Raw genomic sequence first — 26,484 nt, forward strand, 5'->3', positions numbered from 1 at the left:
AATATCGGACATTAGCTTAATAGCTTTAGTCAAGCCCGAGTAATTTCAGCAACCAACGTCGATAAGGGGGGCTTAACCACCGGCTGGTGGGGCGCTGGGATTGATAAAAGACGCCGCGCAAATGGCTAAAACGTTCAAAACCGTGACGGCCGTGGTAAGCCCCCATGCCGCTTTCACCAACGCCTCCAAAGGGTAAAGAGGAAACGGCGTGGTGCAGCAGCGTCTCATTAAACACCAGCGCACCAGAGCGGGTGGTATGACGAAGGGATTCCTGGAGCGCCTTGTTACGGGTGAACGCGTAGAGAACGAGTGGGTGAGGGCGAGCATTAATAAAACGAATGGCGTCGTCCATTTGCTTAACGCTAATAAGCGGCAGGATGCGGCCAAAAATCTCCTCCTGCATTAGCGCTAAACCCTGGTGCGGGTCGATGACGAGCGCGGGGGAATGGGTGCCTTGGTCAATTACACGGCAGCCGTGGTCGCGTGCTTCATCCAATAGCTGCTTGATGCGCGCTTGGTGGACATCGCTCACATAGCCGGTGGCCTCTTTTGCGTTTGGCCGCTGATGTTGGATGGCTCGCTCTAAAGCGTGAGTAAGGGCGTCAAGGTGGCGGCTCTCAACCAGTACATAGTCCGGCGCTATGCAGGATTGTCCCCCATTCATGCCTTTGCCAAAGATAATCGCGGCGGCCGCCTGTTCTAAATCAGCGTCACCCGCGACAAGCGCAGGTGATTTGCCACCCAGCTCCAGCGTGACGGGGGTGAGGTGGGTTGCCGCGGCAGCGGCTACTTGGCGGCCCGTTGCGCTTGAGCCGGTAAAGAGCAAGTGATCAAACGGCAGCGCGCTAAATGCTGTGGCGATATCAGCGCCACCTTCCACCACGCCAAACTCTTCGTCGGTGAAGTATTGAGGCACCAGTTTGGCCAATAGAGCGCTGGTATGTGGCGCCTGCTCACTGGGCTTTACCAGTACCGTATTACCTGCGGCGAACGCATCTACCACCGGCATCAAAGCAAGATGCCAAGGGTAGTTCCAGGAGGACATCACTCCCACAATGCCAAGGGGCTGAGGGGCAACGTGAGCACGAGCGGGCCACATTTTCCAAGGTACGCCTGCTCGGCGAGGGCGCATCCAGTGCCATAAGTGGCGGCGTGCATGGCGAATTGCTTGCAGCACAGCGCTAATTTCAACAAGGTGTATTTCTACGTCGCTACGCTGGCCAAAGTCGGTTTGGATTGCTCGCACGATCTCTTGCTGATGGCGCTTCGTCATTTTGGCTAAGCGGGCCAAACGTTCTCGGCGCACCCCTAACGTTGGAAATGGCGCTTGGCCAGCCGTATGACGCTGAGCATTAAACATACTCGTCAGGTCGCGCTTCATAGCCTCTCCTTGGAATCATCCGTTATTGACAGTGCTGGTTTCATTGCGCGTGGGTGCAGTGTTTATCGGTCCAAAAGATCGTAAGCAAAACAAGGTGGTTGGTACGCTGTCATGGCCTTGATGGTACAGTAAACGATTCACAACCTATGCCAGTGTGCCATGGGAGATGTTATGCGTTCACACTCGCTGTCCCTTACCATTCTACCTGCGATTGATACCGTTGCGGCAAGCCAGTGGGATGCGCTGGTGAGTGAAGAGCAGCCCTTTTTACGCCATGCCTTTTTGGCTGCACTTGAAGCGAGCGGTTCGGTGGGTGCAGCTACTGGCTGGGTGCCTTGCCATTTATGCGTTTGGCAAGATTCCCGATTGGTCGGGGCGCTGCCCATGTACCGCAAGGACCACTCCTATGGCGAATATGTGTTTGATTGGGGGTGGGCGGAGGCGCTGGAGCGGGCAGGTGGCGACTACTACCCCAAAGGGCTAAGCGCTATTCCTTTTACGCCCGCGCCTGGCCCCCGAGCACTGATAGCCGCGAATACCGATACTGCCGCTGTCCGTGAGCAGTTAGCCATCGGTTGGAAACAGCAGTGCGATGAGGTGGGGCTTTCCAGTTGGCACTTGCTGTTTGCCGAGGAGCCAGAGGTCGAGGCGTGGCAGCGCCAGTGTCCTGAGCTAATTGCGCGAGAAGGGGTACAGTTTCAGTGGCGAGACCGAGGTGTCGGCGATTTTGACGGCTTTTTAGCTAGTCTGACCTCAAAGCGTCGCAAAATGATAAAGCGTGAGCGGCGGTTAGTCGCTGATCAGGGCCTTACGCTGCATCGTCTGGAAGGTGCTGCGATTAGTGATGTCGATATGGCGCACTTCTATCGCTGCTACACCATTACATATCATGAGCGTGGCCGACCACCCTATCTTAATCACGTCTTCTTTGAACGCTTACGCCAAGTAATGCCCGAGGCGCTGATGTTGGTGCAGGTGCGTTTGGAGGGCAGGCCCGTGGCCGCTGCGCTCTATTTTCGCGGTGCACACACTCTTTATGGACGCTACTGGGGCAGTGAAATCATCGCGGACTGCCTGCATTTCGAAGCCTGCTACTACCAAGGTATCGACTACTGCCTAGCCAAGGGGCTAACCCTATTTGACCCTGGCACCCAGGGCGAGCATAAACTGGTAAGGGGCTTTGCACCGCAGCGGGTTCGCTCGCTGCACTATGTGGCCCATCCAGGGCTTGCCGCAGGGGTCGCGCAGTTTTGCCAAGAAGAGGCTGCCCATATCATGGCCTATCGCCGTGCCGCCGAAGATGCCTTACCGTTTAAATAATTCCCACAGCGCTGCGGCTCGCTGCCTATCGCCCTTAATGGCATAATGCGCGCCGTTCTCGCTTTCACAAAGGATCTCTGTGATGCACAAATGGCTTGTGGTGATACTGCTTGCCGCTCTGGGATTGCTGCAGTACCAGCTGTGGCTGGGAAACGGCGGCTGGCAAGACCTCCAGGAGGTAGAGCAACGCGTTGCCGTGCAGGAAGCCGATAACGTGCCAATGCGTGAGCGCAATGCAAGGCTCGCAGCGGAAGTCACTGACTTAAAAACGGGACTCGATGCCATTGAAGAGCGCGCCCGTAGCGATATGGGAATGGTGCGCACCGATGAACAATTTTATTGGGTGCCCGGTGTTGCCATCAAAAACGAGCTAGTGGGAATCAATGCGGGGCTGGTTTCCCTGCCTGGAGCTATACCACCGAGCAGTGAAGGCGCCGCAGAATGAGTAACACACTATGGCTCGTCGTTCCTGCAGCGGGGCAGGGCAGACGTATGGGGGCCGATAAGCCTAAACAGTATTTGACGTTGAACAATCAGCCCATTCTGGCCCACACCTTGGCAAGGCTTCACGCCGCTTTTCCGCAGGCGCGGTTGGTACTTTGCCTAGACAGCGACGACCGCTGGTTCGACCCCACCTGGGTGCCTTTTGCGCAGTGGCAGCGTGTGTCAGGCGGTGCTGAGCGTATGCATAGCGTATTAAACGCTTTGCAAGCGATGACCGCCGAGGACTCAGACCTCGTGATGGTGCACGATGTCGCGCGTCCGTGCATTACTCGTGATGATCTCCACGCGCTCTATCAAGCAGCGCAGACACACTCAGGCGGTGCGCTTCTGGCAATGCCGGTGGCGGATACCATGAAGCGCGATAACGGTGACCAGCTCAGCCAAATTACCGAACCGCGGGATGGCCTATGGCACGCGCTGACGCCACAGAGTTTCCGTTACTCGCTGCTACGCCATGCGCTTGAGCAGGCTCAGCAAACCGGCACGGTGGTCACTGATGAAGCCTCGGCGGTAGAAGCGCTGGGCGAGGCGCCACGGCTAGTGAGCGGACGCCGAGATAATCTAAAAGTGACCCACCCTGACGACTTAGCCCTGGCGGCTGCCATTCTGGCCGCCCAGTCGGCAACCGCCAGCAACAGGAGTTCCTAATGCGAATTGGCCACGGTTTTGACGTACACCGCTTTGGGCCGGGTGACCATTTAATGATTGGCGGCGTTAAGCTGCCGTTTGACCACGGTTTTGTGGCCCACTCTGATGGCGACGTACTGCTCCACGCGATCAGCGATGCGCTACTGGGTGCCTGTGCGCTGGGGGATATCGGCCGTCACTTTCCGGATGCCGACCCCGCCTGGGCCGGTGCTGACAGCCGTGGCCTGCTGCGCCATGTGGTAACCCTGGTGCGTAGCGAGGGGTATCGCGTGGTGAATCTGGATGCAACGTTAATGGCCCAGGCGCCCAAAATGGCTCCCCATATTGACGCTATGCGCGCCGTCATCGCTGAAGATTTAGGAATTAGTCTTGGCCAGGTAAACGTCAAAGCCACCACTACTGAGCGCCTTGGCTTCACCGGGCGCGGTGAAGGCATTGCCGCAGAGGCGGTGGTACTGCTGACGGCCCCAGAGGCGCTGAATGCTTAACCTACCCCCATGGCAGCGTAGCCTAACGCCCGCTTTCGGCGTGCCCGCGCCAGGGCAGTACCGTGCTCAGCCGGAAGACTTTATCGTCGATGAGCAGCTTGATTTTACCCCGGAAGCTCATGGTGAACACCTGTGGCTGCGGCTTGAAAAGCGTAACCAAACCACGTTAGATATGGTGAAACAGCTAAGCCGACTGTGTGGCGTCACGCCTAGAGATATTGGCTATTCCGGCATGAAAGATCGGGTCGCGGTGGCTCGCCAATGGTTAAGCGTCCATTTGCCAGGGCGCGATGCCCCGGCGGATTTGTCGGCTTCTTTGGCAGCGCTGGGGGTTACGGTACTTGAGCAGGCACGCCACCCACGTAAGCTAAAGCGGGGCGTGCATCGCACTAACCACTTTACGCTACGCCTGAGCGGTGAGGCCGTTCAGTCGGCCGATTTTTTGCCGCGCTGGGAAACGCTCTGCGCCCAGGGCGTGCCCAACTATTTCGGCCATCAGCGCTTTGGCGCAGGGGCGCGCAACTTACAGCGTGCCGCCGCCGTGCTGGCGAAAGGCTGGCGCAAGCGCGACGACCGGCAGGGCATGATGCTCTCCACCGCTCGCAGCTTTTTATTCAATGAGCTGCTTAGCGCGCGGCTGCAGGATGGTAACTGGTGCCAGCCCATCGCTGGGGATGCTCTCATGCTTGATGGCACCCAAAGTGTGTTTGGCATTGAGGCGGTGGAGGAGAGTTTGGTGGAGCGCGCCGCTGCGCTAGACGTTCACCCAACCGGCGTGCTGTGGGGCGTTGGCCGCTCGGCTGAAGGAGATGCTGGGGCTTATGAAGCGCAGCTCGCCGCTCAGCACCCTGCACTGTGTGAAGGGCTTGAAAAGAGCGGCGTCAAGCGCGGGCAGCGTGCGCTACGTGCCCGGCTTATTGCGCCGCAAATAACCTTCGATGCAGACGCCGTGCTACTCTCGTTTGCCCTGCCGCGAGGCAGCTTTGCCACGGCGGTCATTGGCGAGTTAATTCATCATCCCGACACGGCTTAACGCTGAGGTGAGGAGATTCTGATGCGGCGACTGCTGCTTTCCAACGATGACGGTGTTCACGCCCCCGGCCTTAGAGCGCTTTACGAGGCACTAACACCCCACGCTAACCTACGCGTGGTTGCCCCTGACCGTGACCGCAGCGGGGCCAGTAATTCGCTGACGCTATCGCGTCCGCTTGCGCTGACGGCGTTAGACAACGGCTTTTATAGTGTGGACGGCACTCCGGCCGACTGCGTCTATTTAGGCGTGAATGGGGTGTGGGACGAGCGTCCTGATTTGGTCATTTCAGGGATTAACCATGGCAGTAACCTCGGTGATGACGTGCTTTATTCAGGCACGGTCGCCGCCGCGATGGAGGGGCGTAATCTAGGTATGACGGCGATTGCCATGTCGCTGTGCGGCGCCCACCATTTTGCGACGGCAGCCCAGTTTGCCGCGAGCCTCATCGGTGCCGCTGATCAACTCTCACTGCCGCCTCGTACGCTGCTGAATGTGAACGTCCCTGACCTGCCCTGGGAAAAAATCAAAGGTGTTAAAGTTACCCGCTTGGGCTACCGCGGCCCAGCCGAAAAGCCTGTGCCGGTGCAAGACCCCCGGGGCCGTACCCGCTACTGGATTGCCCCGGTGGCGGCTAACGCTGACGACGGTGAAGATACCGACTTTGCGGCCATCGAAGCAGGTTATGTATCGATTACGCCACTGCAAACTGATTTAACGCGCCACCCCGCGCGTCGTGATGTGCAGGACTGGTTGGATGCCTTTGCCTGAGCTATCTCCTGGTGAGCGGCGCGGCCGTGGAATGACTTCCCAGCGCACCCGTGACCGTATGATCAAGCGCCTGATTCAACAAGGCGTGCGTAACCAGTGCGTGTTAGACGTGATGGCCAGCGAGCCGCGTCATCTGTTTGTCGATGAAGCGCTCGCTCATCGCGCCTATGAAGATACCGCTCTACCCATTGGCTTCGGCCAAACGCTGTCGCAGCCGCTAACCGTCGCGCGCATGACGGAGTTAGTGCTGCGCGCGTCGCCCCAGCGCGTGCTGGAAGTGGGGACTGGTTCAGGTTATCAAACGCTGATTTTGTCGCGCCTAGTAGAAACGCTTTACTCCGTGGAGCGAATCTATACGCTGCACGAGCGAGCAGCAGAGCGGCTATGGCGGCTAGGTGCCCCAGCGACATTAGCTGTGGCCGACGGCAGCGAAGGCTGGCCGGAAGCTGCGCCCTTTGACGTTATTTTGCTCACGGCCTGCGCGCAAACGCTGCCGGAAGTATTACTTGAACAGCTGAGTTATGACGGTGTGCTTATTGCACCGCTGGAAGAGTCAGATGGCAGTCAGTGGCTTACCCAAATTAAGCGTATTGGCTCTGCCTTTGAAAAACGCAGGCTTGACCCCGTGCGTTTTGTACCCCTATTGCAAGGAGTGGTGGATTGAAGCGTCGACCCATAGGACTGTTTTTAAAAGGCGCCGGGATGGGCGCTGCCGATGCAGTACCTGGCGTATCGGGAGGCACGATTGCCTTTATTACCGGTATTTATGAAGAGTTAATTAACACTATTAAACAGTTTGGGCCTAGCGCCTTTGGCGCTTGGCGTCGCGGGGGCTGGGTGGGCTTAAGTCGGCACCTGAACTTGGCGTTTCTAATACCGCTACTGCTGGGTGTTGCGGTCAGTTTGGTGAGCGTGGCTCACTTAGCGCTGTGGCTAATGGAGGCGCAACCGCTGCTATTGGAGGGGTTCTTTTTCGGGCTTGTAGCGGCCTCGGCACTGGTGGTCGGGCAGGCTGGAGAACGATGGAAAATTTGGTACTTGCTGCCGCTGGCGATTGGGTTAATGTTAGCCAAACTGCTTCCCGGCATGATGCCGCTGGTGCTGATGATTGGCAATGAAGCGCTGGTAGTCATAGTAGCTGGCGCTATCGCGATTAGTGCGATGCTGCTGCCTGGTGTATCCGGCAGCTTTTTATTGCTCACGATGGGGCTCTACGGCACCATCATGGGGGCTATTCGCAGCTTCGATCTTGGCATTATCATGCTGTTTGGAGTGGGGTGCATCATCGGGTTGGCGCTCTTTTCACGACTGCTTTCGTGGCTATTGCGGCGCTACCATGGCGCGACACTACAGCTATTGTTGGGCTTTATTGTTGGCTCGCTACCGGTTCTCTGGCCCTGGCGTGAGCTGTTACGCTACCAGCTAGGCCCCGATGGGCAAATGATTCCGCTGGATTATCGCTATCTATTACCCAGCGATTACGCCGTGTTGACAGGAGCGTCGGCACAGGTAACTGGCGTGATAACGTTGATGGTCGTCGGTGCGCTACTCGTCGTAGCGCTCAACCGTCGTGCGGCCACTCATGCCCAGCATCACTCGACAGATAATCGTTCCATTGATCGTTAGCACGGCGTTGAACAGGAGTAGGGTTTCCATGCGTAAGGTTTTTATGATGACGGTGCTTGCACTGGCGGTGAGTGGCTGTGCCAGTCAGCAGTCCAACACTCCCCAGGTGCGCGATTTGAGCGACGCACGCCGTGCGGTGGAAAACTCACCACAGTACACCGTCAAAGCAGGCGATACGCTCTATGGCATCGCGTGGCAGCACAATCTGGACTATCGCCAGCTCGCCGCCATCAACAATATCGATGCGCCTTACCAAATTTATCCTGGTCAAACCATCGCTTTGCGTGAAGGCGCGGGAGGTATGTCGACTTCGTCTGGCGGCAACGCGTCACCCGCTTCGACCAGCGGTGCCGTTGCTACGGGGCTGCAACCACAAGCCACTGCCGTGGCAAGCAATGACCAGGAGCTCGACTGGCTGCTGCCGGACGAGAGTGCCATCGAGCGCAACCAGCGCCTAACCGCCGAGCGGGCTGAGCGCACGGCGGTGGAAGCATCCCAGCAGGTAGCTGCCGCTGCTAATGCCCCGGTTGAATCCACTAATCAACAGCCGCCAGCCCAGCCCGCGCAGGAGCCAGCGCCCACGCCTGAACCGACCCCAGAACCGGAACCTGCCGCTGAGCCGGAACCTGCCGCTCAGCCCACTCAAACCGTCCGCACCGATCGCTCGTCGCGTACCTTTACGCCTGCCGAAAACATCGATTGGCAATGGCCAACCGATGGTCAGGTCATCGGTGAGTTTGGGCAGGGAGGCAGCATTACAGCAGGGATTGATATCGCTGGGCAAAAGGGGCAACCTATTCGTGCAGCAGGCCCTGGTATTGTGGTCTATGCCGGTAGCGGTGTACGTGGCTACGGTAACCTAATACTACTGAAACATAACGATCAGTTTCTCAGCGCGTATGCACATAATGATAGTTTAAGCGTCAAAGAGAATGATGTCGTCGAGGCAGGTGAAGTGATTGCCACGATGGGCAATAGCGATGCAGATGCCATCAAACTGCATTTTGAGGTGCGCCGCGATGGTCAGCCGCAAAATCCGTTGGACTATCTGCCATCGCGCTAGTCATTACCTAGCAGGTGTAACGTGTCAAGCCTGCTAGGGCAACCCGCATAGCTGAATTAGAGCGTCATATAACAATAAGGTGTATGCGCACAGGGAGTGCGACCACCCTTACTTTTCTAAATGGCGGTTAGGCGAGACAACGGGGGTATGAACATGAGTATGCTGGAGAAGGACCTACAGGAGATTGACCTGGATGAGGTTGAAGAGGCGTTAGATGACGCCGACGACGACGCCACGGCAGAGGAGGAAGCGTTTGAAAAAGCGCTGGGCCGTGAAGACCGTCAATCGACTCAAAGCTTGGATGCGACACAGATCTACCTTAACGAAATTGGCTTTTCTCCGCTGCTGACGCCGGAAGAAGAAGTTTACTATGGCCGCCTAGCGCGTAAAGGCGATGCGCTTGGCCGCTCAAGGATGATTGAGTCTAACCTGCGTCTAGTGGTCAAGATTGCCAGACGCTACCTGAACCGAGGCTTAACGCTGCTCGATTTAATCGAGGAAGGTAATCTTGGTTTGATTCGGGCGGTGGAGAAGTTTGACCCCGAACGGGGCTTCCGCTTCTCTACTTACGCCACGTGGTGGATTCGCCAAACGATAGAGCGTGCGCTGATGAACCAGACGCGTACTATTCGTCTGCCGATTCACGTGGTGAAAGAGCTCAACATTTATCTGCGTGCTGCCCGTGAGCTGACTCAAAAGCTGGATCACGAAGCTACCGCCGAAGAGATCGCTGAGCATCTTGATAAACCGGTCGAGACAGTTAAGAAAATGCTGGGGCTTAACGAGCGGGTGTCGTCGGTGGATTCTCCCATGGGCGGCGACAGCGATAAGCCGCTGATTGATACGCTCACCGACGATGAGGTGCTGGGGCCGGAAGCGTGCTTGGTGGATGGCGACGTGCGCGAACACGTAGACCACTGGCTGGATGAGCTAAGCGAAAAACAGCGCGAAGTCGTGGTACGCCGTTTCGGTTTACGCGGTCACGAGGCAGCAACGCTGGAAGAAGTGGGTGCCGAGATTGGCCTAACGCGGGAGCGCGTTCGACAAATTCAGGTAGAAGCGTTAAAGAAGCTGCGCCGCTCCCTGGAAAAACAGGGGCTTTCCCTCGACGCGATTTTCGAGAGTTAATTCCGGGTCGAGAGTTAAACCAGCTGCTTCCGACAAGCCCAACGGAAGTATTAAATAGCGCACCGAGTTATCTGCTCGGTGCGCTGTTTTTAGGGCGAACCATTTTCATTCATACATTACTGAGTGACTCCGCTCAGTCCGGCAAGTACGCCGGTCAGTGACCTAGTAAGTGAGAGAGCCATGCGCCCGTTAGTGGCCCATATTGATTTGGACGCGCTGCGTCACAACTATCAACTGGCGTGCCGCTGCGCCCCGCAAAGTCGCTCAGTTGCCGTCATTAAAGCCGATGCCTACGGCCACGGTGCACTGGCTTGTGCCCGTGCCTTAGAAACTGACGTTCCGGCATTTGCAGTGGCCTGCATCGAAGAGGCGCTGAGCCTGCGCGAAGGAGGCATCAAAGCGCCCATTGTGCTGCTAGAGGGTATTTTCAGTGCCGATGAGCTGGCGCTGGTCGATCAGCACCGTTTATGGATCAGTGTGCACAGTGCGTGGCAGGTCGAAGCGCTGCTGGCGTATTCGCCACGGCAGCCTATTCCTGTTTGGTTAAAGGTGGATTCGGGGATGCATCGTTTGGGGTTCTCGCCGGAGGAAGCGACCAGTGTTTGGCAGCGTTTGGTGGATGCGCCGCAGGTAACGGCGCTGCATCTGATGAGCCACTTTGCCACCGCCGATGCGAAAGATCCTAGCTACTTCAACCGCCAGATGAATACGCTAAAAGCGCTGGCTGCCAAGCTGAAGGCACCGCTGTGTCTGGCCAACTCCCCGGCGACGCTGGCATGGCCTGCCGCACATGGCGACTGGAATCGCCCCGGCGTGATGCTCTATGGCAGCGACCCGCTGGAAGTGCCCAACGAGATCGCCCAGCAGCTACGCCCGGTGATGACATTACGCTCAGAAATTATTGCGTTGCGCGAGTTGGCGGAGGGGGATCAGGTGGGCTATAGCGGCCGCTGGAAGGCCAAGCGACCCTCTAAAATTGCCGTGGTCGCCGCAGGTTATGGCGATGGCTATGATCGCCACGCGGTCGACGGCACGCCGGTGCTAGTCAATGGGCAGCGCTGCCCCATTGCCGGTAAGGTCTCGATGGATATGCTGACGGTGGACGTTACCGACGTGCCTGATGCCGCGATTGGCAGTGAAGTGGTGCTATGGGGAGCAGCTAGCAATGGCAGTGTGCTGCCGGTGGACGAGGTGGCCCGCTACTGCGATACCATCAGCTATACGCTGCTGACCGGTGTGCTTCCCAGGGCTCCTCGGCGCTATCATGGGGCTCACGTTTAAACGGTTATCTGTATGTCAAAAGCGTCTTATCCGCGCTCCTTTGCGCACCCTCGCTACTGGCCGACATGGCTGGCGATTGGCCTAATGTATGTGGCCGCGTGGCTCCCCTGGCGGTTGAAGCTATGGGTAGGTAAAGCGATTGGCCTGCTGGCGTGGCGCTTCGTGAAGCGTCGTCGGCACATCACCGCCACGAACATCGCGCTCTGCTTTCCAGAAAAAAGCGCCGACGAGCAGCGTCAACTGGTCAAAGAGACATTCATTGCCAACGGGATCGGTTTGGTTGAAACCGCAACTGGCTGGTGTCGTGATGCCGAAGGGCTGCGTCATCGAGTGGCCTATCACGGCCAAGAGCACCTTGCACGCGCTAAAGCCCAGGGCAAAGGCGTGCTGGTGGTGGGTATCCACTTTTCGACGCTGGACTTAGGCGGGGCGTTGCACTCGCTGTTCTTCCCGGCAGATGTGGTTTACCGCCCCCATAACAACCCGCTGTTCGAGCGATTTATGACCCGCGCCCGTTCGCGTATTTTCGGCCAAGCCATTGATCGCCATGACCTGCGCGGCGTGGTGCGCCGTATCAAAGCAGGGCACATCGTGTGGTACTCACCGGATCAGGATTTCGGCCGCGATGTCAGCGTCTTTGCGCCGCTATTTGGTCAGCAAGCGGCGACGATTCGTCTTACGGCCAAAATTGCCCGCATGACGGGCGCCCCCGTCGTTCCGCTGATGTTCCACCGTAATCCGGATAATCGCACCTACACCATTGAGTGTTTGCCGGCGTTCGAGGATTTCCCCTGCGGCGATGAACTGGCCGATGCTACGCGGGTAAATGCCTTCATCGAGCGAGCGATACGCAAACATCCCGAGCAGTATCTATGGCTGCATCGGCGCTTTAAAACCCGTCCTGAGGGCGAGGCAGGTTTTTACTAGCCGTATCAACAAAGCGCATAAAAAAAGCTGCCCGCGGGCAGCTTTTCGGTGGCTTCATAGCTTGCTTAAGGCAACGCCTTAATCGAGATTACGGGAGTAGAAGATCTCCAGCATCTCTTTACGTAGGCGGCTTTCGATATCCCGCGCTTCTTCGAAGGTGATGTCGCGGCGCGACGTGCCGAACAGGTAGTTATCCAGCTCGAAGTCTTTCAGCAGCATCTTGGTGTGGAACATGTTTTCCTGATACACGTTCACGTCGATCATCTGATAGGCCTGCTTGGTGTCTTCCGCCAAGTAGTCCTGGATCGAGGTGATGTCGTGGTCAATAAACAGCTTTTTGCCATCCACATCCCGCGTAAAGCCGCGCACGCGGTAATCCATGGTCACGATATCGGAATCAAAACTATGGATCAGGTAGTTCAGCGCTTTCAGCGGGCTGATATGCCCACAGGTCGAGACATCGATATCCAGACGGAAGGTACTGATGCCGTTGTCAGGGTGCGACTCCGGGTAGCTGTGTACCGTCACATGGCTCTTATCCAGGTGGGCCACCACGGTTTCCGGTAGCGGGCCTGGGCCTGGTTCGATTTGCCCTGCGGTTGGCTCATCCAGCTCGTGTTCGGCGATCAGGATGGTCACACTCGCGCCATGCGGCTCATAATCCTGACGCGAGATGTTCAGTACATGAGCGCCAATGATGTTGGTGACGTCTTTCAGGATCTGCGTCAAACGTTCGGCGTTGTAAAGCTCATCGATATAGTCGATATAAGCCGCACGCTGCTCTTCGGTTTTGGCGTAACAGATGTCGTAAATATTGAAGCTCAAAGAGCTGGTCAGGTTGTTGAACCCGTGGAGTCGGAGATTATCTGACACTTCCGAACCTCCCTATGGCAGATGAGGACACCCCGACGAGCCAGCGCCGGAACCGATAAACACTTGTCACCGTGCTAACGCAGCCGCCGTGAAGACGACCCCGCACTACGCAGTAAAGGGAAAAACAAGCGGGCGTATTATGCCCGCCCAGGGCGTGGCTTGCATCCAGTCACGCCATTTTTTTGATGCTGCAGCGTCACCCGCGTGGCCAGCCGACCCATGACGGCTCAAGCTTCGCGGATCTCATAGGAGTGAGTGATCTCAACGCCGCCTTTGACCAGCATGATAGAAGCGCTGCAGTATTTCTCTGCCGATAGCTCCACAGCCCGCTGAACCTGCTTCTCTTTTAAGCCACGACCAGTGACCACAAAGTGGACGTGGATCTTGGTGAACACGGACGGCACTTCATCGGCGCGCTCGGCGTCCAGCTCGGCAACGCAGTCGGTGACCTCTGCGCGGGCCTTATCAAGAATGTTCAAGATATCAAAGGCGGTGCAACTGCCCATGCCCATCAACAGCATTTCCATCGGCCGAGGGCCGGTGTTGCGACCGCCGTGGTCGGGTGGGCCATCAATCACAACGCTGTGTCCGCTACCGGATTCCGCTACAAACTGGCGGCCATCGGTCCATTTTACCCGTGCTTTCACGTTGCTCTCCTCATCTTGGCGACGAAAGGTAAGTCGCGCAGCATAACATTTCTAGAAGGCAACGCACGGCTTCATCGTGCGCTGCCAGCTGGTATCAGGCTGATTGAAGGTGCCTATCAAGCTCGGCCAGTCGTTCAGGCGTGCCCACATCGACCCAGTGGCCCGCAAAGTGCTCGCCGCTAACGCGGTGCTCTGCCATGGCCCGTTTCAGTAGTGGGGCCAGGGCGAAGGCGCCGGCAGGTTCAAAGGCGACCAGTTCAGGGCGTATCAAACTGATGCCTGCAAAGGTGAAGCGAGCCTCCCCGTGTGGTGAAACGCGCCCCTGGCGAAGTGAAAAATCGCCTTCAGGGTGATGGGCAGGGTTATCCACCAATACCAGATGCGCCAAATCACCTGCTGCCAGCGTGGAAGCACTCGGTAGGTAGTCACACCACACATCACCATTGACCAGTAAGAACGGCGCATCGCCCAGCAGCGGTAGTGCCTGTTGAATACCACCGCCGGTCTCAAGCGGGCTAGCCTCCTGGCTCCAGTGAATGCGCATTTGGTAGGCCGAGCCATCGCCCAGTGCAGAGATAATTTGCTCGGCACGGTAGCTCACGTTAATGACCACTTCATTAATGCCTGCACGCTTTAAACGCTCCAAGTGGTGCACGATCAGCGGTTTGCCCGCCACGGGCAGCAATGGTTTAGGGCAGTGGTCGGTGAGTGGGCGCATCCGTTTGCCCAGGCCTGCCGCCAAAATCATCGCCTTCATGGAGCGTCCTCTTCCAGGCGCTGCATGATCGCCGGGCGCAGCACGCCCGTTACCCAGTCGGCAAACTCGCGGTGTTGGGGCAGGGCCGCTAGGCTATCTTCCAGGTGCGCCAAAAAGTGGGGCAGGCGGGCTAAATAGCCTTCTTTGCTGTCGCGCAGCGTCAACCGACAAAAGATGCCCAGCACTTTCAGCGAGCGCTGTGCGGCCATGGCGTGGCACTGCGCTAAAAAAGTTTCCTCGCTGACCGAGCGGGTCAAACGACCTTCTTGCCGCGCCTGCTGATAGAAAGCGCCGACGAAGGAGGCAAACTGGTCAGCGCTAAAACGGCAGTAGCGGCCCCGCAGTAGCGAAATAACGTCGTAGCTGAGCGGGCCTGCCACGGCGTCCTGGAAGTCGATCATGTAAAGCGTTTGATCGTGCAGCATCAGGTTCATGGCATCGAAATCGCGGTGGACGCTCACCACCGGCTGCGCTAATGCATGCTCTATCAATTTATCGCGTACTGCCTCCCAGCTATCGGGAACTGATAGCGACAGCCAGCGCCCCAGGCACCACTCGGGAAATAGGTCCAGCTCCCGGCCAAGCAGGGCGGCATCGTAATCAGGCAGGGCGGCCGGGTTAGTGCGGTTTTGCAACTGGGCAATGAGAGCGAGTGCGTCTAAATGGCTCTGCTCTGTGCGTGCTGGATCGGTGAAGGTAGCCTGCAGCGGTGTGTCGCCCAAGTCATCAAGCAGCAAAAAACCAGCGTCTAAGTCGCTGGCGTGAATGTAAGGCACAGGCAGCCCGGCGGCGTGCCAGCGCTGGCCGATAGCCACAAACGGCGCCGAGTCCTCCTGTGCCGGAGGTGCATCCATTACGATTTGGGTGTTGCCATCCGGTAGCGTTAGTCGAAAATAGCGCCTAAAACTGGCGTCACCGCCCGCAGCAGAGAGGCGAATGGTGGCGCTATCAAGGCCGTGGTGTTGCGCCGCCCACTGAGTGAGGGCGTCAATCCGAGAAGAGGACATGCAAGCTCCTTGCTGGTCGGGCATCATGCGGGCTGTATAATACCGATTCTGGATGCCAAGGATAACGAACATGGGCAAGCGAATCTCGCGCACCGTACCGGTTGCGCATACGCTGCTGGGCAGTTTTCTCGCTGGCGCCTCGTTTTCAGCGGTGGCGCAGGACCAAACCCTGCCCGCAGAAGCGCTGGACTGGCAGGCCTGGAGCCAAGACGAAGCGCCGCAACAGCTATGTCGGGGGCGCTATGTGATGCCCGCCTACCGCTTGCCAGCGGAAGAGAACCCGGAAACGCTCTCGGTAGAAACCCGGGAAGTGGATTACGCCGCAGACGGTGAAGCCCTGCTGCGTGGCGACGTGGTACTACGCCGGGGCGATACCGAACTGCAGGCAGAGCGCGTCTTTCTACCCGCAGACCGTCAGCAGGTGGATGCTGAGGGCAACCTGGCTATCCGCGATGGACAAGCCCTGGTGCGTGGCGAGCAAGCCACCCTCATGCTGAACGAAGACCGCGCCTCGCTGCGTAACAGCCACTATGTGCTCTACGACCAGCACCTGCGCGGCCAGGCCAGCCAGCTAGAGCAGACCGGCGAAAATCAGTACCGCCTTCAGGAGGCCACGTTTACCACCTGTGACCCCGGCGCCAATAGCTGGCAGTTGGTAGGTAGTGATATTCGCCTCGATCAAGCCTCGGGGTTTGGCACTGCCCGCCATGCGCGCCTGGAAGTTAAAGATGTGCCGGTATTTTACTGGCCGTGGCTGCGCTTCCCCATTGATGACCGCCGCCATACCGGGCTGCTCTCGCCGTCAGTGAGCTTCTCAAGCGATGGCTTTGATTATACCCAGCCTTTCTACTGGAACATTGCACCGAACCAGGATGCCACCATTACCCCGCGCTGGATGTCTGACCGAGGACTGCTGCTCAACGGCGAGTACCGCTACCTGCTGGAAGAGAGCCAAGGCTTGGTCGAGGGCGGTTATCTCGATAGCGACGGCGGCACCAATAGAGGTGACAACCGCTTTGAAGGCGACGACCGCTGGTACATTGATGCCCAGCACGCGGGCACGTTAACGCCCCGCAGTGATTACCGGCTCCGTTACGGCGCCGCCAGCGATGGGCGCTATTTCGACGACTTTGGCGGCGAGTTCGGCAACAGCGACCGCGTCAGTATGGAGCGCCTGGCGCAGGTGGACTACCGCGGCGAGCGCTGGCAGTTAGACGCCCGTGCCCAGGGCTTCCAACGTTTGGAAGACCCGCTCAGCGATACCGACCGTCCGTTCTACCGCCTGCCGAGTTTGACCGCCAATGCCAACTGGCAGCTAGACAACGGCCTGTATACCCAGTGGCGCTCGAACGCGACCTATTTCTGGCGCGACGTGGATGAGCGGCGAGTTCCGGAGCGCGAGGCGGCCATCGGTTCGCGCCTTCACCTGACGCCTGCGGTGGGCTGGCGCTATGAGCAGCCCTGGGGCTATATCGAGCCACGCACCGAGCTTTGGCACACTGCTTACGAGCTGGATTATGGCGACCGAGTGACCGATCGCACGACCTCACCGACGCGCAGCGTGGCGATCACTTCCATCGACAGCGGCCTGGTATTTGAGCGTGAGCTTGAGCTAGGCGGGCGCGGTTATCGCCAGACGCTTGAACCCCGCGTTAACTATGCCTACGTGCCGCGTACCGACCAGACCCAGCTGCCGTACTTCGATAGCCGTGAACGGGTATTCTCCTGGGATCAGCTCTGGTCCCCGCACCGCTTCTCGGGGGCTGACCGGGTCGGTGATCTGAATCGCGTCTCGTTGGGCGTACAGTCACGCTTGATCGAAGATAGCGCTGGTCGGGACCGACTCACCTTCGGCGTCGGTCAAAGCTACTACTTCTCCGAGCGGCGCATCGATAGCGAAGGCGACCCGGACACGCTGCCGCCGCGCCCCAGCGAAGACCCTTCCGTGAATCCGGAAAGCCGCTATCAGGCCACCCGTGACCGCTCTCCGCTGGTCACTCGCCTGGATTGGCAAATATCGGATCGCTGGAGTACCGGCTACGAATGGCTCTACGATGACGAGCGTGAACAGACCGAGCGCTCCAGTGTGGATGTACGCTATCGCCACCCGGAAGGGCACGTAGTGAACCTTGGCTACCGTTGGGAGATCGAAGGGTTCGATCCGAGCGTGATACCCGGCGACTATGGCTTCCGTGACTACAGTCGCGAAGAGTGGGATCTTTCGCTGGCGTGGAAAGCGAACCCAAGGATTGATTTGATTGGCCGCTACCTGCACGATCAAACCAACAACCGTCCCCTGGAACAGCTCGCGGGCCTGCAGTGGAACGACTGCTGCTATGGCGTACAGCTGGTATGGCGTGAATGGATCGACGATAACGATACGGCGCGGGTTGGCGATGACTTCAACGACCGCGGGCTATTTTTGCGCTTTGTGTTTCGTGGTCTAGGTGGCGTGGGTCAAGAGGCCGACGGCTACTTTGAGCAGGCGATTCCTGGCTACCGTCCCACGCCCTTATGAACGACCACTTTAAAATAGCGACTGAAAGAGACTTTTTATGATGATCAGAAAGACCTTGCTGAGCTGCGCGCTGAAGAAACGAGCCACCCAGCTGTCCGCAGGCAGCCTGATGGTGCTCTGCCTGAGCACGGGTGCGGCGCTGGTTCCGCTGACCGTGCATGCGCAAAATTTCGAGTCGGCCCAGCGTCAGCAGTTGGATAGCGTCGTCGCAGTCGTCAATGATGGCGTCATCATGCGCAGCGAGTTGGATGACCGCATTGCCCAGGTGGAGCAGCAAGCAGCGGCTCAGGGCGGCAATTTGCCGCCGCGTAACCAGCTGGCCCAGCAAGTGTTGGAGCGTATGGTCATGGATGAAATCCAGCTGCAAATGGCCCGCCGAGCCAATCTGAGTGTGGATGACACCGAACTCAACCGCCAGCTACGCAGCATTGCCGAATCCAACAACATGACGCTGGATCAGTTTGCCGATGCGGTAGAAGCCGACGGCATTACTCTGGCCGACGTGCGCGAAGACGTACGCCGTGAAATGTTGATGCGTCAAGTACAGCAGCGCCAGATCAGTCAGCGCGTCACGGTCTCCGATCGCGATGTGGAGCGTTTCTTGAGCCAGCAGCCAAGCCAGCAGCAGGGGCAAGCCTTTATCGAAGAGACCCGTGCCCGCCATATCCTGGTGGAACTGACGCCTACGCGTAACGAGAACCAAGCCCGCGCCCGCGCAGAAGAGGCTCGCCAGCGTTTACAGCAGGGCGCAGACTTCGCGTCGGTGGCCCGTGAGTACAGCGACGATCGTGGTAGCGCCATGAACGGCGGCGACCTGGGCTGGGTGCGCCCTGGCCAAACGGTCCCTGCGTTCGAAGAAGCCATGACGTCTCTCAGCCCGAACCAGCTCTCCGAGCCTGTGCGCTCGCAGTTCGGCTATCACGTCATCGAAGTGCTGGAGCGTCGCCGTCAGGACGTGACCGAAGAGAGCCGTCGTGAGCAGGTGCGCCAAGCGATTTTCCAGCGTCGTGCCAACGAAGAGCTGCAAACCTGGCAGCGTGAAATCCGTGAACAGGCCTTCGTGGATATTCGTCTCTAATGACGCGGCCGCTGCTGTTGACCACCGGTGAGCCTGCGGGCATCGGGCCAGAGCTTGCGCTGATGCTGGCCGCTCGTGGGCAATTAGCCAACACGGTGGCGGTGGGTGACCCGCAGATGCTGCGCCAGCGCGCCGCGCTGCTCGGGCTGGCCGTAGAGGTCGTCGAGGCCGCGCCGGGTGGCTTGGATATATCCTCTCCAGGGCGTTTGGTGGTGTGGCCCGCCACACTGCGAGCGCCTGCCACGCCTGGGGTGCTCGATCCCGCCAATGCCCGCTACGTGTTGGAGACACTGCAAATTGCCGTAGACGCCTGCCAAGCAGGGCAGGCTGCGGCAATGGTCACCGCGCCGCTGCATAAAGGGGTCATCATCGAAGGGGGCTTTCCCCACTTCACCGGCCATACCGAGTGGTTGCGCGACGCCTGTGGCGTCGATGAGGTGGTGATGCTGCTGGCGACCGATGCCGCGCTGCATGCCAAGAACCCGCTTTGGCAAGGCAGCGGCGATTTGCGCGTGGCGCTGGTGACGACTCATCTGCCGCTGCGTGACGTGGCCGATGCCATCACGTTCGAGCGGGTCACCCAGATTAGCCGCTTACTGGCCGCTGACCTGCGGCGCCAATTTGGCATCTTGAATCCGCGCATTGCGGTGTGCGGCCTCAACCCCCATGCCGGGGAAGAAGGGCATTTGGGGCGCGAAGAGCTGGACACGATCATTCCGGCCCTCGACGCGCTGCGTGCCGACGGGTTGGATATCCAAGGGCCGCTGCCCGCCGATACGCTGTTCACTCCACGCCACCTAGCCGGAGTCGATGCGGTGCTGGCGATGTATCACGACCAGGGCTTGGCAGTGCTAAAATACGCAGGCTTTGGGCAAGCTGCGAATATTACCCTCGGCCTACCGCTGGTACGTACTTCAGTGGACCACGGCACCGCGCTGGATTTGGCGGGCCGCGGCACTGCCGACCCCAACAGCCTGGGCGTCGCGCTATCGCTTGCACAGCGGCTTGCTGCCCAGCGTGCCAGCACCCTGGCCGCTCCATGAATCAACCCTCCAAGGAACACTGTTAGATGTCTCAAGTGCCTCAGCAGCACCGCGCTCGTAAACGTTTCGGTCAAAACTTTCTGCGGGATCTCGGTATTATTTCTCGTATCGTCCGCGCCATTGGGCCACGTGAAGGTGACCGACTCGTTGAAATCGGCCCTGGGCAAGGGGCACTGACGGCGCCGCTGTTAGAGGCGACTGGCAAGCTGGAAGTAATCGAACTCGACCGCGACCTGATTCCTGGCCTACGGGTGCAGTTTTTCAACTACCCCGAGTTCGTGATTCACGAAGGCGACGCGCTGAAGTTCGATTTTGCCGAGCTGAAGGGCGATGGCCCGGCGCTGAGGGTAGTGGGTAACCTGCCTTACAACATCTCCACGCCTTTGATCGTGCATTTGCTGAGTATGGGCAGCGCCATCGCCGATATGCACTTCATGCTGCAAAAAGAGGTAGTGGAGCGCTTGGCCGCCGAGCCAGGCAGCACCGACTGGGGCCGTCTTTCCGTCATGGCGCAGTACTACTGCCAGGTAGACCATCTGTTCATCGTGCCGCCGGAAGCCTTTGTACCGCGTCCGAAGGTAGATTCCGCGATTGTGCGCTTAACGCCCCACGAACACCTGCCCCACACCGCCGATGACCCGACGCTGCTGTTCGAGCTGGTGAAGCTGGCCTTTGGCCAGCGGCGTAAAACCCTGCGGAATAACCTGAAAGGGCGGGTGAGTGCCGACACGTTGGAAGCGCTAGGCATTGACCCTGCACGGCGGCCGCAAACTCTAACCGTGGCGGAGTACGTGGCAATTGCCAACCAAGTAGCCGCCGATGAGGCGGCCAGCGCAGTGGCTAACGGTGATACTAAGGGGAGTGATGAGGCTTGAGCGGTTTAGACATTGAGGTGAGCGTCACGCCGGAGTTTCGTGACGCAGAGTCTAGCGACAGTGAATCCCGCTACGTGTTTAGCTACACGGTGACGGTTCATAACCAAAGCCCGCACAGCGTACGGCTAATGGCGCGTTACTGGAAAATCACCCAGGGCAGCGGCGACAGCCAAGAGGTGCGTGGCAAGGGCGTGGTGGGCCAGCAGCCGCTGATTGGCCCTGGCCAGCGTTTTCGTTATACCAGCCGGGCGATTTTGCAAACGCCGGTCGGTGTGATGGAGGGTGCCTACACCCTGCTTAATACGTATACCCAGCGGGCTTTTGATGTGCCCGTTTCGCCTTTTCGTCTAGCGGTGCCCCGTCAACTGCACTGAACTCTGTTAGCCGGGAATGCCCATGAGTATCTATGTCATTGGCGACCTGCACGGCTGCCATGTTGAATTTATTAGCCTGCTGGAAGCAATAGACTTTAACCCGACCCACGATACGCTCTGGCTGGTTGGGGATTTGATTAACCGTGGCCCAGGGTCGCTTGCCTGCCTGCAGGAAGCTAAAGCGCTGGGCAGTGCCGTGCGCTGTGTGCTCGGTAACCACGATTTTCACCTGCTGGTGGTCGCCCGCGGGGGCGGCAGGTTGAAGAAAAACGATACGCTGGACGATATTCTCGCCTCGCCCCAGCGGGAAGCGCTGCTGGATTGGCTGCAGAGCCAGCCTTTGGCGGTTCAAGAAGGCAATACGTTAATGACCCACGCCGGAGTGTTGCCGAGCTGGAGTGCTGAGCAGGCTCTGGCGCTGAGCGGTGAAGTTCAGGCGGCGCTACACAGTGAAAGCGCGGGTGCGTTTCTGACCCAGTTGTTTGGTAATCAGCCTGACCGTTTCCGGGAGGACTTGGAAGGCGTGGATCGCCTGCGCTGCATCGTTAACGTGTTTACCCGCATGCGCTTCATTGATGCGCAGGAGCGCCTCGATTTTGCCGCCAAGGAGGGGCTCGATAGCGCACCGGCAGGCTTTGCCCCCTGGTTTCAATTTGCTCGTCAGGATGATCTGCACATTCTGTTTGGCCACTGGGCGGCACTGGAAGGGCGCACGCCGAATGCGAAGATCAACGTTCAAGGGCTAGATACCGGCTGCGTGTGGGGTGGCTCGCTCACCGCGATGAACCTGGACACCGGTGAGCGTACTAGCGTGCCGAGCCTGCAAGGAGGCCGTTAAGTGTTTCAACAGGATGCATTGACCCAAGGGCTTGACGTTTACCGGGTAGGCGGCGCGGTGCGGGATGCGCTGCTTGACTGGCCAGTAGTGGACCACGACTGGGTGGTGGTGGGTGCCACACCGGAAGCGATGCGTCAGCGGGGCTTTAAACCCGTTGGCCGAGATTTTCCGGTGTTTTTGCACCCGCACACCGCGGAAGAGTATGCGCTGGCGCGCACCGAGCGTAAGTCCGGCCATGGCTACAGTGGTTTCGAGGTGTATGCCAGCCCCGATGTAACACTGGAAGAGGATCTCTCCCGGCGTGACCTAACGATCAATGCCATTGCCCAAGGGCCAGGCGGCCAACTGACAGACCCCTTTCACGGCCAGCAGGATATAGAGCAGCGCCTGCTGCGCCATGTATCGCCTGCGTTTAGCGAAGACCCGCTGCGGGTGCTGCGTACTGCGCGCTTTTTAGCCCGCTATGCTCACTTGGGTTTTACCATTGCCCCAGATACCCACACGCTGATGCGTGAAGTGAGCCAAAGCGGTGAGCTTGGCCACTTAGCCGCAGAGCGGGTGTGGATAGAAACCGAGAAAGCATTGGGTGAACCCAATCCTGAACAATATTTCACCACGCTAAACGAGTGCCAGGCGCTTGCCACTTGGTGGCCTGAGCTTGCCGAGGGCGAGACGTTGACTGCCGCGCTCGCTGAAATACCAAGCGCGCCTGAGACCTCGTCACCCGCGCTGGCCCACTGGCGCTATGCGCTATTGGTATCGGTGCTTAGTGATGAGCAGCGCGACGCGCTAGCGAGCAGGCTGCGGCTGCCCAACTCAGTAGCGCAGTTGGCTCGCCATACCGCGCTGACTAAAGCGTTGCTCAATGAACCGTTAAACGGCGAGCGAGTGTTGCACTGGCTGGAGCGGCTGGATGGCTGGCGTAAACCTGCCCAGGTAGCGGCGCAGCTGGCGCTTGTTAGTCGTCTGGCACCTGAGCGCCAAGCTGTGCTGCGCGCTGCGTGGCAGGCAGCGCAAGCGGTAAGCCCGCAAGCGCTGCTGAGCGAGGGGTATCGGGGAGCGGCATTAGGAGAAGCGCTGCGCCAGCATCGGCAGAAGGCGGTGGCAGGCGCGTTAGGCGAGGGGTAGTCGCGCTAGCGCGGCATCGCCGCACGAGGCTGCGGATCTGCTTGGGAAATCCAACGGCCCCGCCAGTGAAAATCAATCGCCCACAGGCGCTGGTCACCTAATGTGAAGCGCTTCCAGAGTGTAGCGTAGGATGTTTGGCAGGCGGGGTGGCGCTCGTTGGGTAACAGTTCAGCGAGTGGCTGGAGCACAAAGGCATTGCGGGTGATTTCCGCGCGGGGCAGGGCGACGCCATCAATCGTATCGCAGACACTGCCGACGGTCAGCAGGTCGATATCCAGAGCACGGGGGCTGTATTTAGCCATGTTGGGGGTGCGGCCATGATCAATCTCAAGCTGCTTAGACCACGCCTGGAGCTCACCCACCGACCAGTCGCTATCAAACGCCACCACTAAGTTGTAAAAGTTGCGGCTGTCCTTGAAACCTACGGGCTCGCTTTCAAAAATGCGCGATATCTGTAGGCGGCCAAACGTAGCTTCTAGAGCATCCAGGCAGAGGCGAATATGCGTGTCGGGATCAATGTTGCTGCCTAGACTGAGAGTTACCAGGCTCATAAGTTCGGGTCCTTGGTAGCCTCCGGCAGCGTACCGCGAGTGATTTCAAGACCAACGCTTGCCGCTTGAGGCACCGCGCCCGGCTTTCGGACGGTCATGCGCAGCCAGCTAATCGGGAATTCATGTTGCAAGCAGGCGGCGAGACGTTCAGCGAAGGTTTCTACCAAGGCGAACTGATGCTCGTCGGCGAACTGCTGGATTCGCTGGCATATCGCGGCATAATCAAGCGTTAAGCGTAAATCATCCGTAGCGGCCGCTGGCCGAATATCCGTTGCCAGCGATAGATCCAGGCTCAGCGATTGCGTTATCGTGCGTTCCCAGTCGTAGACACCGATGACGGTGTCTACGGTGAGTGCTTCGATCAAAATGCGGTCCACAGGCCTTCCCCAGGGTCAACAAGCGGGCGATTGTACTTGAGGATGACCAGAAACGACAGTAAGGCAGCGGCGTTGGCCGCTAATGCCAGGGTGGGCAGGCCATGATATGGATAGTGATCGGCTATTTAAGCGGCAGTTGGCTGGCGGCAGTGAGCGTATGTCGGTGGGCCGGTGTGACGGATCCACGGTTTTGCGGCTCTTACAACCCAGGATTTTCGAACGTGCTCCGCCTGTATGGTCCAAGGCTCGCCGCGGCCACGCTGCTGCTCGATGCGTTAAAAGGGGTGCCTGCAGTGCTGGCTGCCAAGCTGCTGGCGCTGCCGGTATGGCTGCAGGGGCTTGTCGGCTTGGCTGTGCTGCTGGGACACAGCTACCCGATTTGGTTTAGCTTCCGTGGTGGAAAGTCGGTCTCCAGTGCGTTTGGCGTGTTGCTGGTATTGGTGCCCAGCGTGGCGCTGATCACGGCGCTTTGCTGGGCGCTACTCGCGTGGCGGTTGCGCACGGCGGCGGCGGCATCGCTTATTAGCGCGCTACTGGCCCCGCTGCTGTGTCTCTGGCTAGCCCCCGGCTACGTCAGCGTTGTAGGGGGCTTTAGCCTGCTCGTATTGGCCCGCCATGGCCTCAATATTCGCCGCTTACGCCGTGGGGAAGAGCCGCCCCTACGCGGATAGCCCTACGCGGATAGCCCTACGCGGATAGGCGCGAGAGCTACCGTGGTGCTGTAAGCGTATCGAGCGGCCAGCGAGGGGTCGCCTGCATTATGCCGTTGTCATCACGCTCGCCGGCTGCCAAGCGCTGCGCACCGACATAGGCAATCATGGCGCCGTTGTCGGTACAAAAGCGCCCGCGAGGGTAATAAGCACGGGCTTGGCGCTTTTGGGTCTCCAGCGCTAGCCGTTCACGCAAGCGCGTATTGGCGCTGACGCCGCCTGCCATCACGATGCGTTTTAGGCCGGTTTGGTCAAGGGCGCGGCGGCATTTGATCACCAGTGTATCGACGACGGCTTCTTCGAAGGCTCGCGCAACGTCGGCCTTCGCCTGATCATCCAGTTCGTCTGCCGCTTCTAGCTGTCGAATGGCCGTTAGGGTGTGGGTTTTAAGGCCTGAGAAACTGAAGTCCAGCCCCGGACGATCAGTCATTGGGCGCGGAAAACGAAAGCGCTTTGGGTCGCCCTGTTCGGCAAGCTTTGCGACCAGCGGGCCGCCTGGATAAGCAAGGCCGAGCATTTTGGCGGCCTTGTCGAAAGCCTCCCCGGCGGCGTCATCCACCGACTCCCCCAGCAGTTGGTAGTGCCCTAACCCCTGTACTTCGACTAGCTGAGTGTGGCCGCCCGAGACCAGAAGGGCCACGAACGGGAACTCCGGCGCGTCATCTTCCAGCATCGGGGCGAGCAGGTGGCCCTCCATGTGGTGAACGCCCAGCACCGGTATGTTCAGAGCTTTGGCCATGCCGTGAGCGGTGCTAGCGCCCACCATCAAGGCACCAACCAGGCCCGGTCCGGCAGTGTAGGCGATACCGTCCAGGTCGTTTCTTGTCAGATTCGCGTCCTGTAGTACCTGCTCGATCAAAGGCAGCAGTTTACGGGTGTGATCCCGAGAGGCCAGCTCAGGCACGACGCCGCCATACTCCGCATGCATGGCGATTTGGCTATACAGCGCATCGGCCAACAGGCCGCGCCCGCCGGTGAACGCGGTATCGTAAATAGCGACGCCAGTTTCATCGCAAGACGTTTCAATGCCCAGTACGCGCATGGCAAAAGAACTCGTGTAGGTGGTAAGGCAGAGGTTACAAACCGGCTAGTCTAGCATTATGGCAGTAGAGGGGCGTAAGCATTTGCAAAGATCGCCAACCGCGACTAGACTACTGTGCGCTGTAAAACTGGGTCGTACACCGTTGTGTTCGGTGTGCGAACTATCCGAACTCAAGACTCCTTAAGGTAGGTGAGTGCTTAATGCCTTCTGTAAAAGTACGTGATAACGAGCCGTTTGACGTCGCCCTGCGTCGCTTCAAGCGTTCTTGCGAAAAAGCTGGCGTTCTGTCTGAAGTACGTCGTCGCGAGCACTACGAGAAGCCGACTGCTGAGCGCAAGCGCAAAGCGGCAGCTGCCGTAAAACGTCACGCCAAGAAGTTGCAGCGTGAGCGTAAGCGTTTCGAACGGCTCTATTGATCCGTACCTGGAGAGAGCCAGAGCAGTTGGCTGGTTGTCTCAAGAGGGATGCCAAGCGGCCGCCACTAGGTGGCCGTTTGTTT

29 protein-coding genes are annotated in these 26,484 nt (G+C 58.8%); 21 read left to right on the plus strand and 8 right to left on the minus strand.

From position 1 onward, the window contains the following. Positions 1 to 25: 25 nt before the first annotated feature. Positions 26 to 1,381: an aldehyde dehydrogenase family protein gene (locus BMY49_RS08335; RefSeq protein ID WP_058577486.1), complete on the minus strand. Its 1,356-nt coding sequence runs from the start codon at positions 1,379 to 1,381 to the stop codon at positions 26 to 28. Positions 1,382 to 1,552: 171 nt separating this feature from the next. On the opposite strand from BMY49_RS08335, the gene BMY49_RS08340 reads away from it, so the two are divergent. The 12 genes from BMY49_RS08340 (at position 1,553) to lpxL (ending at position 12,167) form a co-directional block, all read left to right on the plus strand. Then, on the plus strand, positions 1,553 to 2,701 hold the full coding sequence (locus tag BMY49_RS08340; RefSeq protein WP_089675379.1) for a GNAT family N-acetyltransferase: 1,149 nt from the start codon (positions 1,553 to 1,555) through the stop codon (positions 2,699 to 2,701). An 82-nt stretch (positions 2,702 to 2,783) separates the two neighbouring features. Next, positions 2,784 to 3,146 carry a cell division protein FtsB gene (gene ftsB, locus BMY49_RS08345; protein WP_044630252.1) on the plus strand — a complete coding sequence of 121 codons (363 nt, stop codon included), beginning with the start codon at positions 2,784 to 2,786 and terminating at the stop codon, positions 3,144 to 3,146. Continuing rightward, positions 3,143 to 3,853, plus strand: a complete 711-nt coding sequence (gene ispD, locus BMY49_RS08350) for a 2-C-methyl-D-erythritol 4-phosphate cytidylyltransferase (protein ID WP_089675380.1) — start codon at positions 3,143 to 3,145, stop codon at positions 3,851 to 3,853. Before ftsB ends, ispD begins: the two co-directional genes overlap by 4 nt. Next, a complete protein-coding gene (gene ispF / locus BMY49_RS08355) occupies positions 3,853 to 4,341 on the plus strand; it encodes a 2-C-methyl-D-erythritol 2,4-cyclodiphosphate synthase (RefSeq protein ID WP_054641165.1) in 489 nt (162 codons plus the stop codon). The genes ispD and ispF overlap by 1 nt, the downstream gene beginning before the upstream one ends. After that, positions 4,334 to 5,374, plus strand: coding sequence for a tRNA pseudouridine(13) synthase TruD (gene truD / locus BMY49_RS08360; RefSeq protein ID WP_074210203.1), 1,041 nt, complete (start codon positions 4,334 to 4,336; stop codon positions 5,372 to 5,374). Before ispF ends, truD begins: the two co-directional genes overlap by 8 nt. 21 nt (positions 5,375 to 5,395) lie before the next feature. Continuing rightward, positions 5,396 to 6,142, plus strand: a complete 747-nt coding sequence (gene surE, locus BMY49_RS08365; protein WP_058577490.1) for a 5'/3'-nucleotidase SurE — start codon at positions 5,396 to 5,398, stop codon at positions 6,140 to 6,142. Next, positions 6,129 to 6,806, plus strand: coding sequence for a protein-L-isoaspartate(D-aspartate) O-methyltransferase (locus BMY49_RS08370; protein WP_062360988.1), 678 nt, complete (start codon positions 6,129 to 6,131; stop codon positions 6,804 to 6,806). The genes surE and BMY49_RS08370 overlap by 14 nt, the downstream gene beginning before the upstream one ends. After that, positions 6,803 to 7,768, plus strand: a complete 966-nt coding sequence (locus BMY49_RS08375) for a DUF368 domain-containing protein (RefSeq protein WP_089675381.1) — start codon at positions 6,803 to 6,805, stop codon at positions 7,766 to 7,768. The genes BMY49_RS08370 and BMY49_RS08375 overlap by 4 nt, the downstream gene beginning before the upstream one ends. A 28-nt stretch (positions 7,769 to 7,796) precedes the next feature. Next, a complete protein-coding gene (locus tag BMY49_RS08380) occupies positions 7,797 to 8,831 on the plus strand; it encodes a peptidoglycan DD-metalloendopeptidase family protein (RefSeq protein WP_062360994.1) in 1,035 nt (344 codons plus the stop codon). 153 nt (positions 8,832 to 8,984) lie between these two features. Beyond that, positions 8,985 to 9,959, plus strand: coding sequence for an RNA polymerase sigma factor RpoS (rpoS, locus tag BMY49_RS08385; RefSeq protein WP_044630278.1), 975 nt, complete (start codon positions 8,985 to 8,987; stop codon positions 9,957 to 9,959). A 180-nt stretch (positions 9,960 to 10,139) separates the two neighbouring features. Further along, positions 10,140 to 11,240, plus strand: a complete 1,101-nt coding sequence (gene alr / locus BMY49_RS08390) for an alanine racemase (protein WP_058577492.1) — start codon at positions 10,140 to 10,142, stop codon at positions 11,238 to 11,240. Positions 11,241 to 11,252: 12 nt separating this feature from the next. Next, entirely contained in the window at positions 11,253 to 12,167 is a 915-nt protein-coding gene (lpxL, locus tag BMY49_RS08395; protein ID WP_054641168.1) for an LpxL/LpxP family Kdo(2)-lipid IV(A) lauroyl/palmitoleoyl acyltransferase, read from the plus strand. A gap of 78 nt (positions 12,168 to 12,245) precedes the next feature. Here lpxL and speD read toward each other — a convergent pair whose 3' ends face one another. From speD to BMY49_RS08415, 4 genes are all read right to left on the minus strand, one after another. Next, entirely contained in the window at positions 12,246 to 13,040 is a 795-nt protein-coding gene (speD, locus tag BMY49_RS08400; protein WP_062373986.1) for an adenosylmethionine decarboxylase, read from the minus strand. A gap of 227 nt (positions 13,041 to 13,267) precedes the next feature. Next, the gene (locus BMY49_RS08405) at positions 13,268 to 13,687 is read right to left on the minus strand and encodes an OsmC family protein (protein WP_054641169.1); all 420 of its coding nucleotides are present in this window, start codon (positions 13,685 to 13,687) and stop codon (positions 13,268 to 13,270) included. A gap of 94 nt (positions 13,688 to 13,781) precedes the next feature. Then, a complete protein-coding gene (murU, locus tag BMY49_RS08410; RefSeq protein WP_062361000.1) occupies positions 13,782 to 14,444 on the minus strand; it encodes an N-acetylmuramate alpha-1-phosphate uridylyltransferase MurU in 663 nt (220 codons plus the stop codon). Continuing rightward, on the minus strand, positions 14,441 to 15,451 hold the full coding sequence (locus BMY49_RS08415) for an aminoglycoside phosphotransferase family protein (RefSeq protein WP_089675382.1): 1,011 nt from the start codon (positions 15,449 to 15,451) through the stop codon (positions 14,441 to 14,443). The genes murU and BMY49_RS08415 overlap by 4 nt, the downstream gene beginning before the upstream one ends. A gap of 70 nt (positions 15,452 to 15,521) precedes the next feature. On the opposite strand from BMY49_RS08415, the gene BMY49_RS08420 reads away from it, so the two are divergent. Genes BMY49_RS08420 through BMY49_RS08450 form a run of 7 tightly spaced genes read left to right on the plus strand, consistent with a single transcriptional unit; the run spans position 15,522 to position 23,305 of the window. Next, positions 15,522 to 17,969 (plus strand): LPS-assembly protein LptD, encoded by a 2,448-nt coding sequence (locus BMY49_RS08420; RefSeq protein WP_074210209.1) that lies wholly within the window; start codon positions 15,522 to 15,524, stop codon positions 17,967 to 17,969. 37 nt (positions 17,970 to 18,006) lie between these two features. Continuing rightward, a complete protein-coding gene (locus BMY49_RS08425; protein ID WP_054641172.1) occupies positions 18,007 to 19,047 on the plus strand; it encodes a peptidylprolyl isomerase in 1,041 nt (346 codons plus the stop codon). Then, a complete protein-coding gene (pdxA, locus tag BMY49_RS08430; protein WP_058577497.1) occupies positions 19,047 to 20,090 on the plus strand; it encodes a 4-hydroxythreonine-4-phosphate dehydrogenase PdxA in 1,044 nt (347 codons plus the stop codon). Before BMY49_RS08425 ends, pdxA begins: the two co-directional genes overlap by 1 nt. Positions 20,091 to 20,116: 26 nt before the next feature. After that, positions 20,117 to 20,965: a 16S rRNA (adenine(1518)-N(6)/adenine(1519)-N(6))-dimethyltransferase RsmA gene (gene rsmA / locus BMY49_RS08435; RefSeq protein ID WP_054645097.1), complete on the plus strand. Its 849-nt coding sequence runs from the start codon at positions 20,117 to 20,119 to the stop codon at positions 20,963 to 20,965. Further along, a complete protein-coding gene (gene apaG, locus BMY49_RS08440) occupies positions 20,962 to 21,339 on the plus strand; it encodes a Co2+/Mg2+ efflux protein ApaG (protein ID WP_058577498.1) in 378 nt (125 codons plus the stop codon). Before rsmA ends, apaG begins: the two co-directional genes overlap by 4 nt. Before the next feature lie 22 nt (positions 21,340 to 21,361). After that, positions 21,362 to 22,177, plus strand: coding sequence for a symmetrical bis(5'-nucleosyl)-tetraphosphatase (locus BMY49_RS08445; protein ID WP_089675383.1), 816 nt, complete (start codon positions 21,362 to 21,364; stop codon positions 22,175 to 22,177). Next, positions 22,178 to 23,305, plus strand: a complete 1,128-nt coding sequence (locus tag BMY49_RS08450; RefSeq protein ID WP_089675384.1) for a polynucleotide adenylyltransferase — start codon at positions 22,178 to 22,180, stop codon at positions 23,303 to 23,305. Positions 23,306 to 23,310: 5 nt separating this feature from the next. Here BMY49_RS08450 and folK read toward each other — a convergent pair whose 3' ends face one another. Beyond that, entirely contained in the window at positions 23,311 to 23,856 is a 546-nt protein-coding gene (gene folK, locus BMY49_RS08455; RefSeq protein ID WP_044629668.1) for a 2-amino-4-hydroxy-6-hydroxymethyldihydropteridine diphosphokinase, read from the minus strand. After that, the gene (gene folB / locus BMY49_RS08460) at positions 23,853 to 24,233 is read right to left on the minus strand and encodes a dihydroneopterin aldolase (RefSeq protein WP_044629667.1); all 381 of its coding nucleotides are present in this window, start codon (positions 24,231 to 24,233) and stop codon (positions 23,853 to 23,855) included. The genes folK and folB overlap by 4 nt, the downstream gene beginning before the upstream one ends. A gap of 101 nt (positions 24,234 to 24,334) precedes the next feature. Between folB and plsY the strand changes: the two genes are divergently transcribed. Then, the gene (gene plsY, locus BMY49_RS08465; protein ID WP_044629666.1) at positions 24,335 to 24,904 is read left to right on the plus strand and encodes a glycerol-3-phosphate 1-O-acyltransferase PlsY; all 570 of its coding nucleotides are present in this window, start codon (positions 24,335 to 24,337) and stop codon (positions 24,902 to 24,904) included. Positions 24,905 to 24,941: 37 nt separating this feature from the next. On the opposite strand, the gene tsaD is transcribed toward plsY, so the two are convergent. After that, positions 24,942 to 25,985, minus strand: coding sequence for a tRNA (adenosine(37)-N6)-threonylcarbamoyltransferase complex transferase subunit TsaD (gene tsaD, locus BMY49_RS08470; RefSeq protein WP_089675385.1), 1,044 nt, complete (start codon positions 25,983 to 25,985; stop codon positions 24,942 to 24,944). 200 nt (positions 25,986 to 26,185) lie between these two features. Between tsaD and rpsU the strand changes: the two genes are divergently transcribed. Beyond that, a complete protein-coding gene (gene rpsU / locus BMY49_RS08475) occupies positions 26,186 to 26,401 on the plus strand; it encodes a 30S ribosomal protein S21 (RefSeq protein ID WP_016416934.1) in 216 nt (71 codons plus the stop codon). Positions 26,402 to 26,484 lie beyond the last annotated feature (83 nt).

The organism is Vreelandella aquamarina (assembly GCF_900110265.1).
In the GTDB taxonomy this organism is placed as follows: Bacteria; Pseudomonadota; Gammaproteobacteria; order Pseudomonadales; family Halomonadaceae; genus Vreelandella; species Vreelandella aquamarina.

Bases quoted from the DNA above. Each gene is read 5' to 3' on its own strand.
- BMY49_RS08335 (WP_058577486.1), bottom strand. From the start codon at position 1,381: ATGAAGCGCGACCTGACGAGTATGTTTAATGCTCAGCGTCATACGGCT.
- BMY49_RS08340 (WP_089675379.1), top strand. From the start codon at position 1,553: ATGCGTTCACACTCGCTGTCCCTTACCATTCTACCTGCGATTGATACC.
- ftsB (WP_044630252.1), top strand. From the start codon at position 2,784: ATGCACAAATGGCTTGTGGTGATACTGCTTGCCGCTCTGGGATTGCTG.
- ispD (WP_089675380.1), top strand. From the start codon at position 3,143: ATGAGTAACACACTATGGCTCGTCGTTCCTGCAGCGGGGCAGGGCAGA.
- ispF (WP_054641165.1), top strand. From the start codon at position 3,853: ATGCGAATTGGCCACGGTTTTGACGTACACCGCTTTGGGCCGGGTGAC.
- truD (WP_074210203.1), top strand. From the start codon at position 4,334: ATGCTTAACCTACCCCCATGGCAGCGTAGCCTAACGCCCGCTTTCGGC.
- surE (WP_058577490.1), top strand. From the start codon at position 5,396: ATGCGGCGACTGCTGCTTTCCAACGATGACGGTGTTCACGCCCCCGGC.
- BMY49_RS08370 (WP_062360988.1), top strand. From the start codon at position 6,129: ATGCCTTTGCCTGAGCTATCTCCTGGTGAGCGGCGCGGCCGTGGAATG.
- BMY49_RS08380 (WP_062360994.1), top strand. From the start codon at position 7,797: ATGCGTAAGGTTTTTATGATGACGGTGCTTGCACTGGCGGTGAGTGGC.
- rpoS (WP_044630278.1), top strand. From the start codon at position 8,985: ATGAGTATGCTGGAGAAGGACCTACAGGAGATTGACCTGGATGAGGTT.
- alr (WP_058577492.1), top strand. From the start codon at position 10,140: ATGCGCCCGTTAGTGGCCCATATTGATTTGGACGCGCTGCGTCACAAC.
- lpxL (WP_054641168.1), top strand. From the start codon at position 11,253: ATGTCAAAAGCGTCTTATCCGCGCTCCTTTGCGCACCCTCGCTACTGG.
- murU (WP_062361000.1), bottom strand. From the start codon at position 14,444: ATGAAGGCGATGATTTTGGCGGCAGGCCTGGGCAAACGGATGCGCCCA.
- BMY49_RS08415 (WP_089675382.1), bottom strand. From the start codon at position 15,451: ATGTCCTCTTCTCGGATTGACGCCCTCACTCAGTGGGCGGCGCAACAC.
- BMY49_RS08420 (WP_074210209.1), top strand. From the start codon at position 15,522: ATGGGCAAGCGAATCTCGCGCACCGTACCGGTTGCGCATACGCTGCTG.
- BMY49_RS08425 (WP_054641172.1), top strand. From the start codon at position 18,007: ATGATGATCAGAAAGACCTTGCTGAGCTGCGCGCTGAAGAAACGAGCC.
- pdxA (WP_058577497.1), top strand. From the start codon at position 19,047: ATGACGCGGCCGCTGCTGTTGACCACCGGTGAGCCTGCGGGCATCGGG.
- rsmA (WP_054645097.1), top strand. From the start codon at position 20,117: ATGTCTCAAGTGCCTCAGCAGCACCGCGCTCGTAAACGTTTCGGTCAA.
- BMY49_RS08445 (WP_089675383.1), top strand. From the start codon at position 21,362: ATGAGTATCTATGTCATTGGCGACCTGCACGGCTGCCATGTTGAATTT.
- folK (WP_044629668.1), bottom strand. From the start codon at position 23,856: ATGAGCCTGGTAACTCTCAGTCTAGGCAGCAACATTGATCCCGACACG.
- plsY (WP_044629666.1), top strand. From the start codon at position 24,335: ATGATATGGATAGTGATCGGCTATTTAAGCGGCAGTTGGCTGGCGGCA.
- tsaD (WP_089675385.1), bottom strand. From the start codon at position 25,985: ATGCGCGTACTGGGCATTGAAACGTCTTGCGATGAAACTGGCGTCGCT.
- rpsU (WP_016416934.1), top strand. From the start codon at position 26,186: ATGCCTTCTGTAAAAGTACGTGATAACGAGCCGTTTGACGTCGCCCTG.